We start from the raw sequence: 14,320 nt of genomic DNA, 5'->3' as shown, positions 1-14,320 counted from the left end.
GACATCCTCATGCTTTCCATCTTTCGCCAGCGGCTTACGCTGCTTTCGGTTGGTGGTGCCTTTCGTGATTGCGTGGCTCGGATTCCGCATATTCTTTTGTTAGCAGCGACGGCCTGCTCTTCCGGCGATCAGCGGGCCCTGGAAAATATCATTCGCGCTCGGGCAGTGAATCCCGCAAAAGTCGAGATCAGCGACGCCCTTATCTACCGTGACAAGAATGATGCGCGCATGGCCTGCCTGACTGTCACCGACTATAATCAATGGGGTGAGCCGATGCCGATCACGCGGGTCAGCGCCTGGTACATCTTCAAATCGCAGAGTTGGCATTTCGACAATTTCTGGCCGACCGAAGAGGGCTTTAACTGCGAAGCCTATGCCGCGTCCGACAGTAAGGAGGGGGCCGAGCAACGCGCCAGAAAGCGGCCAGTGGGCAGCCCGGCGCAGGCCATTCCCAACGAAACCACACAGATGGAGCCAGTTGGCGAACTGAACGATGAGGATGCAGAAGCAGAGGCCGAAGGAAAATATTATGCCGAACAGGCTGATATCGTCGCCCGGCAGCCCATCGTCATCACCGACGACGGCAGCAGCTATGCCTGCTGCCTCCGCCTTGCCGACATCATGCGCTATTTTTCTGCCAACGGCGCATCCTATCAAATCTATGCCGACGATAGCGGCGGTGCATCGTTGGAGGTGAAAGACCCGGCAGGGCGGTGGAATGGCTGGACGGCCATGACGCTGGAATTCGTGCGCAACTACCCAGCAGACCCCGCGCTGATATTGTCGCAGATCAAGGTCGGCGGCAAAGAAGTGGCGAGCATCGGGGCGACTTCCCCGACTGCGAACACGAACAGCCTGCTGCGCAAGTTCCTTCCACTACATGCCGGCGGCCATAACGAATGAACCAGATACGGGCGACCTGTAGCCCTGCTGGAGCTTTAGCGATGTACGGCGCGCTTTCATGTCGCCGGAACAGCCATCAGACGCCGATGACAAACAATTCCGAATCAGGTATGTTCTGCAAATTGTGCTTAGAGGCTGTGTCGGAACGCTAACGCAACGGTGGACGGCCGAGTTTCGATATGATTCCGAGGGGTTGCGACACCAACCTTGGAAGCCATCATGTGGAACCCGACCGCCCGCGCGCATCATAGTCGCGCGCAGCTTCGTTATGGAAGCGATCTTACAGACGCGGAATGGCATTTGATCGAGCCGTATTTGCCAGCACCATGCCAACGTGGGCGGCGACGGCGTTGGCCGATGCGGGAGATCATCGAGGCCATTTTCTATTTGCTGCGGGCAGGATGTCCGTGGCGGCTTTTGCCTGACAGCTTTCCGCCATGGCGCACAGTTTACCGGTGGTTCTGCACTCTACGTGACGATGGGATATTCGAAAGTCTCAACCACCATCTCGTTCAGATGGACCGCGTCCGATCAGGGCGAGAACCGATGCCATCGGCGGCGGCCATCGACAGCCAGAGCGTGAAGACCACCGAAGCAGGTGGACCGCGCGGCTATGACGCAGGCAAGAAAATCATGGGCCGCAAGCGCCATGCCATGGTCGATACCGATGGCCGCGCGCTTGAACTGCTGGTCCATGGCGCAGATGTGCAGGACCGTGACGGCGCAGTGCCTTTGCTCAGGCAGTCACGCCAGCGACACCCCTTGGTCGAGCACGCCTATGCAGACAGCGCCTACAACAGCGATCGCGTCCGGGATGCTACCGCCATCACTATAGAGATCGTCCGCAAATTCGCCGATCAGACCGGGTTCGTCGTCCATCCCAGACGATGGGTGGTCGAACGCACCTTCGCATGGCTCAACCGGAACCGCCGCTTGGCCAAGGACTTCGAGCGAACCATCAAATCCGCAAATGCCCTGCTTTATGCCGCCGCTGCAATCATCCTCATCAGGCGTATCGCTCGTTACGCATGAGATTCAAGACAGATGGGGTGATTGGGGCACCTCACCGAGTCGGTGAGGTGGCTGCTCCTCGCAAATGGTAGAACGTGGTCCGTGTGTGCGGCCACAACCATGAGGAGAAGCAACCATGAGCTATTATGCCGGATTGGATGTATCGTTGGAAGAGACGGCGATCTGCATTGTCGATAACGCGGGCAAAGTGATCCGCGAGCTTCGTGCTACCAGTGAGCCCGATGCGGTGGTCGAGACGCTGGCCGCTACCGGCCTGAGCTTCGAGCGCGTTGGGCTGGAGGCATGCTCGCTGTCGTCGTGGCTGCATCAGGGTCTGACGCGCGCTGGCTTGCCAGCACTGTGCATCGAAACGCGAGCAGCCAAGGCGGCAATGGGCGCGATGCCAAACAAAACTGACCGTAACGACGCTCGTGGCCTGGCTCAGATTATCCGGACAGGGTGGTATAGAGCGGTCCACGTGAAGAGCATGCCGTGCCGATCGGCCCGCGCGCTGCTCGGCGCACGCCGCACTATGTTGAACAAGCAGCGCGACATCGAGAACGCGGTGCGGGCCGTGCTCCGTGAGGTCGGGCTCAAGCTGGGAACACCACCGCGCAAGCTCTTCCCCGGCCGGGTCCGCGAACTTGCGTCAGTCGATGATGCCATCTCCGATATCGTCGAACCGCTGCTAGCAGTGCTCGACGCGATGGTGCGCCAGATCGACCATTTGACGAAGCGCGTACTGGAAGCGGTCAGAGTTGAGCCGATATGCCGGCGGCTGATGACGGTGCCAGGTGTGGGGCCGCTGACCGCGCTCACCTTCAGGGCGACGATTGATCAGCCCGAGCGCTTTCGACGATCCCGCGACGTCGGCGCTCATCTTGGGCTCACGCCCCGCCGCTACCAGTCTGGCGAAACCGACGTCCAGGGCCGCATCAGCCGATGTGGCGACGAGCTTGCCCGTACCGCATTGTACGAGGCGGCGCATACTCTGCTGACGCGCTGCCAGAAATGGTCAACGCTAAAAGCGTGGGGCATGCGCGTTGCCCAGCGGCGCGGCATGGCCAAAGCCCGCGTCGCCGTGGCTCGCAAGCTTGCCGTCATCCTGCACCGTATGCGGAGCGACCAAGCCGAGTTCCGCTGGGGCAAGTCGCCAGCGCTCGCCGCAGTATGAGGAGACGCGAACCAGTTCCCGTCTGAAAAGACGGGTAGCGATCGTTCCCATGGGGACGATGGGCGGAATGACCTCGTTGAGAGTCCGGATCCTCAGATACCCTGAAGGTCGCGAAACAGCTTGAGGCGTCCCGCTCTCCTGACCCCATTATGCGGCGGCCACGCGCCGACCGCGGAGAGAAGCGAGTGATCCATGGGAACGATCAAGAAATCGAGGAAGCAGCTTGACCTAGGAAGCCCCAATCAGAGAAGGCTCTTAGTAAATCAAAATTGATAAAAACGTCAGAAAAACAGAAAGGTATATCACATGCCTTTAGAAACTTTAGGAAAAGATGCAATCATTGCCTTTACCGCAGATATTGTTGCCGCACATGTGTCCAACAACTCTGTGAGTATCAATAGCATCGGAGAACTCATCACTAGCGTACACGTTGCGTTATCTAAATTAGGGGTGCCCATTAAGCCTGAAGCGCCGAAGCAGGTGCCGGCCGTGTCTATCCGCGCATCGGTCAAGCCAGACTACATCATCTGTTTGGAAGACGGAAAGAAAGTGAAGATGTTGAAGCGGCATCTAACGATTACCTACAATATGACGCCGGACGATTACCGAACCAAGTGGGGCCTTTCCGCAGACTATCCCATGACCGCGCCCAATTACGCACAACATCGTAAGGAGTTGGCTGTCAAGATTGGATTAGGGCGGAAGAAAAAGGTGGATTCGACTGTTTTTGTCGAGCCGATTGCGAGAGTGCCGGTCCCGCGTTTAAAAAAATCGAAGTAAAATACTATCACTATATTATAATTAAGTAGGTAATGGGTTACGGATTTGTATTTTTATTTGATTTTTATTGCAATAAATTGTGAATTTCGAATTTTCAAATTGAACTAATTTCACGCAGTTAATATTTTAATTACAATATTTGGGTGAGGTGCCATTATATTAAAGATAATTATCTTTATAGTATATAAAATTCCTATAATTAAAATTACATTTTGTATGTATAGATGTTGTATTAATTACATTGTGGAAATTTTTATTCGTTAAAAACTCGCCGCGGAAGTGGGTTAAATTGATTACCGGATGGCGGAGAAATGAATTTTGTCACCAAAAAAAAGTGGCACTATCTTCCCTCCTGTGCTGTGCAGGTGCGGTAACATCGAGTCTGCGGGCGAAGGTGCGCCTCACTGAAAGAGACAGAGGCATGATGTTGCAGTTATGTGTCTAGATTTGAGTTCAGGGGGTAGTCAGGTTCCATGGCGGATGACAAGCAGCGAGATAGCGCAGAGCATGAAAACGATATCGCAGCTGCGATAGCCGTCCTGCCTGTGTTGGCTGATACCGAGGCGGATGCAGGTCCAGATTCCGTCTCAGATATTTTGCAAGAGCAAGATTTTGAAGAAGCCTCATCCGACGATATTGCTCTCTCGGCTACTGAAAATGGTGCTTCCGAAACATATTCGACTGAAAGGATTTCCGTCATCCACTCCGAGCATGCAGTTGTAGGCGCCGCATCTTTCAACGTTCCAGAAAGGGAGCAGCCTGAGGCCATTTGGTTCGAGCAGCCTTCGAAAGGACGTAACAAATTATCCTTCAGTCCCACGTTGGACGTGGAATGGCGCTTGCCCGACCAACATGAGGAAGGCGGCGTCAATGCCGAGGTTGTTTCGCTCGACGGTATGTCGGCGCTTTCTATCCAAACCCCTGTGGACGCGAAGTGGAGTCGGCTGTCTGTAAAGACGGGCGTACACGGCAGAGAAATCGCGATCGCTGTCCAGGCTCTTGTTCTGATTGATGGGTGCGAGAATCCGGATTCTTGCTGGATAGAGCCGTTGATGGCGCGTCGAATGAACGGTACTCGAAAGGAGGGGCTTGAAAACACGCGCGCTCGATTGCCTGTTCCTATCGGCAGTTGGGTGCTAGTCAGTGGTTTATTTTTGATGCCTGCTCCGGCTGAGGACGTCGCTTACGATTTCCTGCTGCACCTTCCAGCTGGATGCAAGGCGCGCATTTCTCGCGTTGACATCGACATTCTGGAAACATCTGGTGATCAAGAAAAGACTGGTAGCCCCCAAGTACTTTATCCTTTTTCATTGCATATTACCGATTTGCCCGCACGCCGTATCCCCACCGCCATTACCGCTGGCTCAGATCGGCTCGTATCCAGGCTGGCGGACACGTTGGCGGCTTGTAGCCATGACGTGACTAAACTCGGGGCTGAACTGCTACTTATGAATGCTCAGCCAGGGGTGAATCTTCTTATCGAAGCCTATCTGCACTGGGCGGGTTACAACGTAGCCATCGCTGGCGCCAACATATCCCGAGCTTATTCGCCTGATGCCGCATTACTGGGCGCTATACTGCGTTTACACATGGGCAGCCGGGCAGGTGCGAGTTTAATCGAGCGGGATCATCTCGCGCTGAAGTTATTCACCAGCTTGGCTGATGAAAAGGGCGTCCTTGCTCTAATCGAACCCAGGCCGCTTCACTTGCAACTTTGGGGTGCAAATCCGACCGAAGCAGACAACGCGTATTGGACGGAATATCTGTCTAGCGGTCTTTTGATAGGCGCGGATGCCGTTGAGGTGCCCGACGGGCAGGTGCTAGAGATTATGGCGCGCGCGCGCATATCTCCGCTAGCCATCGCAGCTATCCGAACGATTAACAAAGCTGCCGCTGGATTCGATATCCAAGCGCGCGCGAGCGAAGCAGTTGGACGGCGCTGGACCGGAAAAATCGTAGGCTTTCCTGAGGAAGGGAAACAGGTCCACGTTGGGACTGTCTCCAGCGTGATAAAGGGTGCTAGGTTCATTCCAACTGACCCTATAGCCGATTTGAAGGAAGATTCGAGTGCGGCAGCGGGTGTCGCTAGTAAAGTTGCGTTTGAAAATTGCTATGCTTATGTGCTTAAGTTAGATGCAAAAGATAAAAATTACGCTTCGCTGGACAATATTGAAAATTGTCTAGTCTTTGACGATATTGAAGAATTACGCTCCACCCTCATTGAAGCGACGCCTGCGCAGTTGGCAAAGCCTGTCATAATTCTTCACCCTGGGCTTCATGATGATGAAACCTATATTCCGCGCTCGGTCGCGCGTCATTGGTCCTATGGTGGCCGTTATATCCTTGCGCCTGCTCATTTCTCCTATGTGGTCGAAACCGGAGATATAAAGATTGAATTGGTTGAAAATGACATGATTTGTCGCTTCACGTTGACGGGGGCGGTGACATCGTTGCCCGCCTCGCAAATTTGTGATTTAAATCCACATTCTCAACTGCTGTTTCCAAAAGACGGTATCTGCATAGCTTATGCAGATGCTAATCTGACGATCGCCGACGTAGCCAAGCTTGAGCGCGAATATCGACCGAAGTCGATTTCAAGCAGCGATTTTGAGCGGCTGACGCTGCGCAGCAGCGTGGACGGCGCATATTTGGACACGATCGACCTGAACGTACATTGGCCGCTCAGCAAGATCGTCTTGAATTTCAGGATTGCTCATCGGGACCTCAAGGATTTGATCCGGATCGCGCGACGCAACCCGACCGAAGTCAACGTAAATGCTCTTTTTGCAGCGTTAACCCGCAAAGGTGTCGATATCGCCTACATATTATCGGATTTGTTCGGTTTCATTCGAGAAACCAGCTCAGCTTCTACACTCACTCTATCGATGAAACCCGAGCATCTCGTAACTTATATTAGCTACGCGAGACGCTCGCCCGATGCGGACGAAATCGCCATCAACATGTCTACGTATGCAGACAAGATCTGCCTGCGAGACGTAAATCTGATATTCCCGCTGTTCGAACTATTGGCGTCCTGCTTGGATCAAGCCCAGCTTTCGGCTGTGCTCGCCTTCTGTGCTTCGCGCTGCGTTCGCTCATCAGATCGTTATACTTTCCGCGTTGCGGAAGGCCTCCGTCGCTATGGCGACTCCACAGCGCTGGCGCTGCTGCTTGTCGACCTATACAATGCAGATCAGGTTGAGCTGCAAAAGCGGGAACTGCTTAGAAGCTTCGAGCCTTTGCTCCGATCCGATCTGAGAGCGTCTATTGAGAGACAATTGGGCTCAGCCCTAATCGAACGCATTGAAGCAACAGTGGAAGTATCTGATCGGATCGATAGGCGTGTGCGGACTCGGGATCGGCAAGGTGCCATGGAATTGCTTGGCAGTTCTCTGAGCATCGCTCGACTCGATTTCTTCAAGTTGCTTGATCACTTGAGGGCATTGTCGAACGAATTACGCGAGATCGCGATTCCAATCTCCGCCATCGCTTGTGATGGACTTGACCACCAGCCTAAGCAATTACTCGCGGCCGCCGTCTTCTCGGATACTGAAGTAATCCGGTACCTTTGTGAACTCGGCTTAGTCGATCAGATAAACGACATCAACGCAGTTGCCCGTAACATCGCCGGCGATAACGCCATGCTCAATGGGATTGTAGCAACCGCCTTTGACGGTCATGATGTTGCCGCATACGAAATTGAGGGCGACAGTGTGCCCGATGTGTTCGCGGCGGCAAGCCGAGTGAACGTGTCGGGGGTAGGCGATAGTTCCAAAAAAGTGACCGTGATCATGTCCGCATTTAACCCGGACATTCCATTAATGGAGCAGGCCGTCGCGTCTGTCATGAATCAGTCGCATCGCAATGTGGAGTTGATAATCATCGACGATGCCAGCGCACCGGAACTGGCGGCAGAGATTTCCACCATCGCGGGCCGTTTCGATAACTGCTCGCTGATCCGGCTCGAAACCAATGCGGGTCCCTATATCGGTCGCAATTTGGCGATCGAGCAAGCGACAGGCGACTACATCGCGATCCATGACGCGGATGATTGGGCGCATCCCGACCGTTTGAGGGCGCAGCTGGCTATGTTTGAAGAGGACCCGCACGCGCGCTTGTTAACAGCCTATCATATTCGTATCGACCGAGCTGGCAAAGTGCAGTTTGAAGCCGATTTTTCTATCTTTGGCGACGGTCCGATGACCTCCATGTTCAAACGAGACGTGTTCAACGAGGTTGGGCCGTTTGCATATGTTCGTTCGCGAGGCGACGTGGAAATGCGTGAGCGGATTAGAAGCTATTATGGCCATCATGCTATTGTAACCCTGCCTCTACCCCTGCTCCTCTGCTTTGCCGACACATCTACCTTGTCACAACAGACGAAAGCGAACAATCTGGAGTATCTGCAGTTGTTTCGGACGAACATTTCGCGCCGGAGCCCTCTGGGCACGTTCCGACGTAAGGAGGAGGCGCTCAGCGCAGCGAACCAGATTCTGGTCCCCAAGCGGCTGCGGGCCGCCATGCCAGTCAAGGAGCAAGTTCTGTGAAGAAGGACTGCGTAGATATCACCCTCACGACTATTAGTTCGCGTGTTGATTCGGTTGTCCAGACGATCAAGTCGCTTTTGCGTCAGAGTTACGACAATGTTAGGATTCGGCTGTATATTTCCCGCGAACCCTTCCTACTCGATCTAGGATTTCCTGAAGTGCCGGCGCCGATCGCTGAGTTGGCGCGCGAAAGCGATGGTCGTTTTTCTTATTCTTATTGTCCCAATATCGGCCCGTATCGTAAGCTGTTACCATATTTGCGCGAATTTTGGGGGCAGTCACGCACCGTCGTGACGGTAGATGACGATACTGTCTACCCGCCAAATTGGCTTGCCAGCCTGCTGGATGCTCATGACAAATACAGGTGCCAGGTCGCGTTCCGCGGGCATCGGATTGTCCTGAACGATGGAGAAATTGCTCCCTATCGCACATGGATGAAGAGCAAAGTCGAGCAAAACCCCAGCGTCCTTATCCTGCCAACGGGCAAAGACGGCGTGTTGTACGATACGGCCTATTTCCCGATCGAAGTACTGAACGTAGAAGCTGCTCTGCGCTTGGCTCCTACCGCGGACGACCTTTGGTTCCGTTGGCATCTGGCGCGCAACCAAATTCCCGTTTACCTTATTAATACAGATTATCGAAACGCGCTTGAAGAAAATGAGTATGAAAGCAGCCTTTATCTAAATTACAATAAAGGTGGAAATAATGATAAGTCCATTGGAGAGCTAAATTCATACTTCACCGGCCACCATAATTTTTCACTTTCGGTTTGATTTGTTTGATTGTTCCCGGCGAGGTATAAATTTATACATCACCGGGAACACCGCGTCATTTTGTGAATTTTTCCGCGCAGTAGTAGTCGCAGCATTCTACGTCCATCATTAAGTCAAAATAACGAAAAATCTGCCGATGTGTCATAATTTGGGTCAACGTCACGCGAAGCATTGACTGTCTGCTCTGGATTTCAAGCAACGCAATTCTTGTGGACGAAATTTAAAAATGTTTTGCAAAAAATCTGCCTGTTGCTGATTTTCCATAGTTGAAACTAGGGTTGCAAACAAATTCGCTTGAACCCGAATTTCCTGTATCGTCAATCGCCCGCAATGCTTGGTCCGCCTTGAAAACGGCCGATCCAGTTGAAAGTGCTTTCGCTGCAGCAATGGTCCTTGCCATAGTGGGCTGCTTTAAAATTGCAGCCAGAAGATCGAGATCATGGATAGCGTAATGACAATTTTTCTGCGCCTGACTCAGGAAATATGTTGTCAGTCCATTCGGCTTGGCGTCGAATCCATAAGTCAGAAAAGCCCCTCTGCCCTGCGGCCCCTTAGGTCCCAAGAAAGTGGCAAAGGTGGGAATGTTTGACACTTGCTCGCCATCCGGTCCGATGAACAGCTGGTTGAGGCCGTATGAGGCATAGTCCGTAAGATACCCGAAATCTTTGTTGCCGTTTGCTAGCCTTAGCAGATCCCGCACGACATGCAGGTGCTGGTTCAACGCTCCTCGCCGAGCGACGTTGGCACCTTGGCTGGTCACAGAATGATACCACGCGCATCTGCGCGCTCCGTCGGTGCAGGTGATGAAGGTCGCAAGACCGCCTCTGTCCACGGGAGTTATAACAACATTTAGTGCGGCCTGGGAGACGGCTTTGTAAAATTCCGTCGCTTTCCGTGCGCCCGCACCGCCACGAGCAGATACCCGTGCCAAGCCATCTAGAGACGCGGCTAATTCGGTCTGACTCATGCCGTTGAAAGCGTGCCGCTTGCTATTGAGTATCGCCACCTTGTCTTCGGCGCTTATGCGATCGCCATTGGCGAGTGGCAGGTAGCGCTTCTCGCGGTCGGACCATCGTCCGATTTTCGCCTCCATAATGCCTGACAGCATCGCATTGAGCGCTAACTGATCGGCTCTCACCTTGTATTTCCCGCCGACTAGCGCAACGCTCTGCGGCCCCTTTCGAGACAATAGATCGCGTAGATCCCGTATACATAATCCCAAGCCATGCCACCCACCCTGGCTGACGATCGATGCTCCTTCGGAGCATAGTCCATTGGCGCAACTTTTTCTCAGCGATACACGTCCGCGACACATTGGTGCCTCAGACACCAGCGACTGGGCCGACGCATTGCTACTCATGAAAAGACCCAGGGCGACGCCACAGGTCGGCAGATACTTCGTGAGAAATTTGTGCATGGTCTGTCCTCATTTGACGACTGAACGAAAAATTTAGGTTGATCGAGGGTTAGAGATTGATCAACGTAAAGGGTTTCCCGCCGGGGGATGCGCTGGGCATAAGCCGTAAACCGCCCATCCTGACTTTTGCGCAAAGAAGCTTGCATGAGGGCTATTCTGCTGACATCACTCCTAATCATCATCTTATCAGAAGCCAGATGACTAGCAAATTCAGCATCCTGTCTGATGCGCACCATCTCATCGTGCGTTTCCTGCCGGACACCGAGGAAACTCGGTTCGATGCCATCTGGAAGTCGGTTGGGAGCTCCATTACTGCTGTGGACTTCTATCCGGGAGATCAAATTCCGCAGCTTCGTTTGGCTTCCTTGACCTGTGCCGCCGCAGAAGGCGAGAAATGCGCACGGGGTGATGCTGACGCTTTGCATCCTGTCGCTGAGTACGTTGCTAGCGCTCTAGAGGTTGAGTTTATTCTCGGCTCCGAAGGCAATGTTTTAGTGTCGAGCGAGCATGATAAATGTTTTTGGAGCGAAAATTGAGCGATGGCGTCAACTAGATTTAAATATTCTAAAATTGTTGAAGAATATTTTCGCATGAATAAAATATTCTTGGCGCATCCCTATAAAGTTGAAGGGGTCTACGAATATGGGCAGCGTTTTAGCGTAGAGAACGGCGTAGTTGTTGAGCGTTATGCCACGATGCCTGGCAAGCAATTTATTAGTATGGGTGCCTATTCATATTCTCGTTCCAATGGCTTGCCTCAGGCTACGAAGATCGGTCGTTTTTGCAGTCTCGCCGAAGGATTGCGCGTGATGGGCCTGAATCATCCGACAGATTGGATTACGTCGAATGTGTGCGCGTTCCGGCCCTATGCAAGGGAATTTGCAATGGCGGAATTTGGAAAGCGGGTCGTACTGCCGCCATTTCCAGCGCAGCCTCGCCCCGTGGAAATCGGAAATGACGTTTGGATTGGCCAAGGCGTTCTTCTCCGCGACGGCATCCGCATTGGGAGCGGTGCGATCGTAGCAGCTGGTTCTGTCGTCACGAAGTCTGTGCCAGACTTCGCTATTGTCGGAGGAGCTCCTGCTAAAATCATTCGAATGCGCTTCAACGCGGAACTGTGCGAACGAATAAAAGCTAGTCGATGGTGGGAGTATAATTTTGCCGACTTTGGCGATTTGCCCATGAACAGCGTGAGCGATTTTCTGGACGGGCTCGAGGATCGTATAGCCCAGAACAGTATTGTCAAATTTGAACCGGGGTGGATTGATATTGCATCCGATCTATCAAATTATCTGAGAGAATTCGCATGACGTTCGAAGTGACTTCGCTATTAGGCACCAAAAAACTGCCATCTTCTGCTATGGAAATTAAATATGGCGTTGTTCGCGGCGGGCGCTATATCGTTGAATTAATTCAAAAAAGACATGTGGATGGAGAATTTATTTTTCTTGAGCGCTATGTCGACGGTAAATCGAATAATATTCGCGCTTCCATTGAAAAGGAAGGAAATATCTTAACGATATCGGCGCCTATCACGCCCGATGTCTGCATCGAAAAGGTCCATTTGCTGCTGCAGGATGGAGCTGCCACGTATCGCATCCGCTTCACGACCGATACCTATTTTCTCGATCGATTGGTATGTGTTAACGAGCGGGAAATTCGCCGGAATATCCGCTGGACCGGCAAAATAGCCGATTACGAAACTTTGATGTTTTCGGCTATTCAGAGTTTTGGCATCCAAAGAGATAGTAGGCTGAAACTGCACTGTCTTCTTCCTGTCGCTTATCAGTCTCTAGAGCGGGAGGACGCTTCCACAAAGGCAACGGCGCTGATCATGCTGAATGAGGCTCGGGAGTCGTTCAGGCATGAACTCGATAAGGAAAGCTTTATTTCTTATCTGACGGCTTGTTGGCACCATCAACTGGATGCAGGTCAGTTAGGGCCGCTGCTTAACACCCTTTCGCAAATCCGCGAGCAGGCTTCCGATCTCTCTATTGCGCCGCTGGCGACTTACAACGCCATCCGCGGAATGCTTCTGCTCGGCTTTATCTGCCAGATTAAAAGTGAGCATGAAATGGCGCTCGCAATATATCGCGAATGCAATGCGCTGTTCAGTTTGTCTGTTTCGCGATTCGCTCAAGAGGCGCTGAATCTTTATCGTGAACTGCGATCAATATATGATTGTGCATTTCATGCAGTTATCGGCATTAATGAAATAACTGGCGGAAAAGTTAGGGGTTATTCTTTAACGTGTGATAATGTAATAATGCACGCTTCTAGGGTTAATTCGATTGATAAAAAAAGGTATTTTTCTAAAAAGTTAAAGCTAATTGTTTTGGAAAATTCATAAATTCATTTTTATTTATTTTCACAATTTAATATTGAGAATTGTTAGACTATCAGCCGCCCTCCGGTGGCCCCTCGGTCATTATGAGGATCTTGCAGTTGAATATTCCGGCGCGCTTGCGCAGGCGTTCATTTTCCAAAGATGAGTGGGGCCGGACATGGTTGTAGTCGTAGCGCCAGATGGCCGGCGTCGACGTGCTTCCGCCAAGCTGTTGAACAGTTCCTCTTAAGCAGCTCATCGCGTTGATGCTCTCGGTGAAGCCATTCTGCTGGGGCTTCCCGGTGTCGATATAATGTCCTCGACCTTGTTCTTGCTGGCTCACTGCAGGTAAGCGGGGCCTGAGGGCCGCCTTGCGCGGTGCCCATTCGCCGGGATGATTGCCGCTCTTTTAGCGAGGTGGCGGGTGTCGGACGAGATCGAGGATTCAGCAAGCGAACGGGCGAGTAGTCATATGAGTAATCGTATGAGTAGTCGGATCGAGGTCGTTAGCCGGGTGTCGGGGCGGCGGCGGTGTACGCATCCGGTGTGGACCGCAGGCGCGCAGCATTTTTGAGGTAAGACCTCATAGGAGTATCGCTACCGATATTCCTGTGAGATCGGGTTTACGCTGCTGGCAAATCAGGCCGCCTGAGCGGTATCGATCTTTTCGCGCAGGTGTTTCCAGGTCCATGGCAGCAACTCATGGAGGCGGTTCTGGGATATGTCAGCGATCCGCGTGAGCACGTCGGTTAGCCAGACGAGGGGATCGACATCGTTGAGTTTGCAAGTGGCGATGAGGGTGTACATCATTGCGGCGCGCTCACCGCCACGGTCAGAACCGACGAACAACCAAGCTTTTCTTCCTCTTGCAATGGCTCTCAGGGCGCGTTCGGCGGCGTTGTTCGTGAGACATATCCGGCCATCTTCGAGGAATGCGGTAAAAGCGGGCCATGCGTTGAGCATGTAATCCATCTTTTTGCCGACTGCGTCCTTAGAGGAGAGCAGCCCGCGCTGTTCACGCATCCAGTCACCCAGCTCCGCGACCAGCGGGGCTGACAGGATTTGGCGCACGGCATGCCGTTCGGCGGCAGGACTGCCGTTGATATCGCGCTCGATAGCGAAGATGCGGTCGATGCGCTGTACGGCCTCAATCGCAAGTGGCGAGATGACGACACGCTTGCCAGGTTTACGCTTCAACTGGGTGGCGATGTCGGCAAGTTCGAAGAAGTATCGCCTCGCATGGGCCCAACAGGCAGCGTGGGTAATCGTCCCTTCGGCCCGACCGGGGTCATAAAGCGCGTTATAGCCGGCATAATTGTCGGCTTGAAGGATGCCCCGATAGCCAGTGAGATGCCCCCGGCTGTGCTCGCCCTTGCGGTCCCTAGAATG

Annotated in this window: 11 protein-coding genes and 1 pseudogene; 9 read left to right on the top strand and 3 right to left on the bottom strand. The window is 52.9% G+C overall.

The window, feature by feature from the left end:
- Positions 1–9 precede the first annotated feature (9 nt).
- The 6 genes from sphantq_RS10010 to sphantq_RS09985 all read left to right on the top strand — a co-directional run bounded on the left by sphantq_RS10010 (position 10) and on the right by sphantq_RS09985 (position 9,188).
- Positions 10–903, top strand: a complete 894-nt coding sequence (locus sphantq_RS10010; RefSeq protein ID WP_272798417.1) for a hypothetical protein — start codon at positions 10–12, stop codon at positions 901–903.
- Between the two features lie 219 nt (positions 904–1,122).
- Positions 1,123–1,935, top strand: coding sequence for an IS5 family transposase (locus tag sphantq_RS10005; protein ID WP_093085202.1), 813 nt, complete (start codon positions 1,123–1,125; stop codon positions 1,933–1,935).
- Positions 1,936–2,050: 115 nt separating this feature from the next.
- Positions 2,051–3,088, top strand: coding sequence for an IS110 family transposase (locus sphantq_RS10000; RefSeq protein WP_272798416.1), 1,038 nt, complete (start codon positions 2,051–2,053; stop codon positions 3,086–3,088).
- 306 nt (positions 3,089–3,394) lie between these two features.
- Positions 3,395–3,868: a MucR family transcriptional regulator gene (locus sphantq_RS09995; RefSeq protein ID WP_272798415.1), complete on the top strand. Its 474-nt coding sequence runs from the start codon at positions 3,395–3,397 to the stop codon at positions 3,866–3,868.
- Between the two features lie 473 nt (positions 3,869–4,341).
- The gene (locus sphantq_RS09990) at positions 4,342–8,415 is read left to right on the top strand and encodes a glycosyltransferase family 2 protein (RefSeq protein WP_272798414.1); all 4,074 of its coding nucleotides are present in this window, start codon (positions 4,342–4,344) and stop codon (positions 8,413–8,415) included.
- A complete protein-coding gene (locus tag sphantq_RS09985; protein WP_272798413.1) occupies positions 8,412–9,188 on the top strand; it encodes a hypothetical protein in 777 nt (258 codons plus the stop codon). The genes sphantq_RS09990 and sphantq_RS09985 overlap by 4 nt, the downstream gene beginning before the upstream one ends.
- Before the next feature lie 220 nt (positions 9,189–9,408).
- Here sphantq_RS09985 and sphantq_RS09980 read toward each other — a convergent pair whose 3' ends face one another.
- A complete protein-coding gene (locus sphantq_RS09980; protein WP_272798412.1) occupies positions 9,409–10,326 on the bottom strand; it encodes a hypothetical protein in 918 nt (305 codons plus the stop codon).
- A gap of 335 nt (positions 10,327–10,661) precedes the next feature.
- On the opposite strand from sphantq_RS09980, the gene sphantq_RS09975 reads away from it, so the two are divergent.
- Genes sphantq_RS09975 through sphantq_RS09965 form a run of 3 tightly spaced genes read left to right on the top strand, consistent with a single transcriptional unit; the run spans position 10,662 to position 12,955 of the window.
- Positions 10,662–11,141 (top strand): hypothetical protein, encoded by a 480-nt coding sequence (locus tag sphantq_RS09975; protein WP_272798411.1) that lies wholly within the window; start codon positions 10,662–10,664, stop codon positions 11,139–11,141.
- 54 nt (positions 11,142–11,195) lie between these two features.
- Complete coding sequence (locus tag sphantq_RS09970) at positions 11,196–11,915, top strand: CatB-related O-acetyltransferase (RefSeq protein WP_272798410.1); 720 nt, start codon at positions 11,196–11,198, stop codon at positions 11,913–11,915.
- Positions 11,912–12,955 (top strand): hypothetical protein, encoded by a 1,044-nt coding sequence (locus sphantq_RS09965; RefSeq protein ID WP_272798409.1) that lies wholly within the window; start codon positions 11,912–11,914, stop codon positions 12,953–12,955. The genes sphantq_RS09970 and sphantq_RS09965 overlap by 4 nt, the downstream gene beginning before the upstream one ends.
- 49 nt (positions 12,956–13,004) lie before the next feature.
- Here sphantq_RS09965 and sphantq_RS09960 read toward each other — a convergent pair whose 3' ends face one another.
- Positions 13,005–13,274, bottom strand: coding sequence for an integrase core domain-containing protein (locus sphantq_RS09960; protein ID WP_272798408.1), 270 nt, complete (start codon positions 13,272–13,274; stop codon positions 13,005–13,007).
- Between the two features lie 296 nt (positions 13,275–13,570).
- A pseudogene (tnpC, locus tag sphantq_RS09955) lies at positions 13,571–14,320 on the bottom strand (IS66 family transposase); the annotation flags it as partial.

This window comes from Sphingobium sp. AntQ-1 (genome assembly GCF_028538045.1).
Taxonomy (GTDB): domain Bacteria; phylum Pseudomonadota; class Alphaproteobacteria; order Sphingomonadales; family Sphingomonadaceae; genus Sphingobium; species Sphingobium cupriresistens.
The sequence above is the reverse complement of the archived record's forward strand: the minus strand, read 5'-3'. Positions and strand labels throughout refer to the sequence as shown.